The following is a 1,950-nucleotide window of genomic DNA, read 5'->3' as shown; positions in this document are numbered from 1 at the left end:
AGCCGGCGCCGCGGCCGGCTGGGCCGGCGGCACCGCCAGGGTCAGCACATTGTCCGCCCGGTTCAGGTCGGGAATGTCGTGCCCGGGGTCCAGCGCCACCGATTGCGGCGTGCGCGTGGTCGGAATCGTCAGTTCGATCTCGTTGCGCAATTGCCAGGCCTCGGTCGGGATGCGCAGGCGCGAGGTCGTGCCGTCGGTATAGGTCAGCACCAGCGTGACCGGCAGCGGCAGCCAGCCCTTGTTGTCCACCGTCACCAGCACGCCGCGCGCCGGGCCCTCGCCGGTCACGGCGGCGGATTTCACGGCATAATCCGGGCCCCAATTATTGAAATACCAGCCGCGCCAGAACCAGGACAGGTCCTCGCCGCCCTCGCTGTCCATCAGGCGGAAGAAATCGGACGGCGTGGGATGGCGATAGGCCCACAGCGCGATATAGCGCCGGAAGGCGCGGTCGAACCGTTCCGGCCCCAGGATCTGCTCGCGCAGCAGCTTCAGCCCATAGGCCGCCTTGAAATAGGTCACCGGGTGGCGATAACGCTCGGGCACCAGGTCGGTCGGCGTCATCAGCCGGGGGGCCGCCGGGTCGCGCAGCACGGACAGGATGTCGTCCGCCGGCCTGCCGGTCGCGGGCGCGAACTCGGCATCGCGCTTCGGCGCGAATTCCCCGTTGTTGAAATCGTCCGAGGCATAGGTGTCGATGAAGGTGTTGAACCCTTCGTCCATGAAGGCATGGCGCCGCTCGTTCGACCCCACGATCATCGGGAACCAGTCATGGCCCAGCTCGTGCGTGGTGATCCAGAACAGTTCCGGGTCCTTGTCATGCATGCCGTCGAAGACGATGCCCGGATATTCCATGCCCGCGCCATGGCCGCCCAGGTTGATCGCGTCCGGCCAGGGATAGGGGTACCATTGGCGCGAGAAATATTCGATCGCGTGCTTCACATAAGCGGTCGACCGGTCCCATTGATGGGCCCCGATGCCTTCGACCGGATAGACCGACATCGCCAGGCGCGGCACCGCCGGATGGCCGGATTCGACCACCAGCGGCGGCAGGTCCAGCCGCGCCGCGTCCCACAGGAAGGCGGGCGACGCGGCGAAGACCACGTCGCGGGTGTCGTTCATGCGGAAATGCCAGGTCCTCGTCCCGCTCTGCGCCAGGTGGCTCTTAGGATCGCTGACGTCGGCCTGGGTGCGGATCATCACCCGTTCGTCGCTGCGGGCGGCCTGGGCCAGGCGGTCGCGCTCGGTCTGGGTCAGCACGTCGGCGGGATTCAGCAGCGCGCCGGACCCCACGACGGTGAAGTTCCACGGCACGGTGACGCTGTAGTCGATGTCGCCATATTCCAGATAGAATTCCTGGCCCAGATAGGGCGCGGTATCCCAGCCGCGGAGATCGTCATAGACGGCCATGCGCGGGTACCATTGCGCCACTTCATAGATGTCGCCGTTGCGCGTGGGGGTCACGGCGGTCCGGCCGCCCCATTCGCCGGGGATCGTGTAATGCCAGACGATCTTCAGCCGGATGCGCCCGCCCCTGGCCTCGAGCGGCGCCGGCAGCGGCACCTGCATCCGCGTGTCGGAAATCAGCGGCGTGACCGGGATGCTCTTGCCGTCCTGCTCGATCGACACGCTCTCGATCGCCTCGCCATCCGTGTGCTCGCCATGGCGCTGCGGATTGGCGAAGCCGCCGCGCGACCCGTCGCGATAGATGTTCTGGTCGAGCTGCACCCACAGCACGTCCAGCGCGTCGGGACTGTTGTTGGTGTAGGTGATCACCTCGCTGCCCGACAGCAGCCGGTTGGCCGGGTCGATCGCCGCCTTGATCTCGTAATCCGCGCCGTTCCGCCAATAGGCCCAGCCGGGCGCCCCCCCGCCCGAGCGATAGGCGTTGACCGGGGTCGGATAGGCCAGCGGGGCGAAGATCCGCGCCGGGTCGGGCGGCGGCGGCAC

At 67.6% G+C, this 1,950-nt stretch carries 1 protein-coding gene; it reads right to left on the bottom strand.

Annotated elements, in window-relative coordinates:
• Positions 1-1,950 (bottom strand): M1 family metallopeptidase (locus tag HUK84_RS16430; protein ID WP_176641238.1); only part of this gene is annotated, 1,950 nt, incomplete at its 3' end.

This window comes from Nguyenibacter vanlangensis (genome assembly GCF_013376155.1).
In the GTDB taxonomy this organism is placed as follows: domain Bacteria; phylum Pseudomonadota; class Alphaproteobacteria; order Acetobacterales; family Acetobacteraceae; genus Gluconacetobacter; species Gluconacetobacter vanlangensis.
This window is presented reverse-complemented; position numbering and strand designations above follow the sequence as displayed.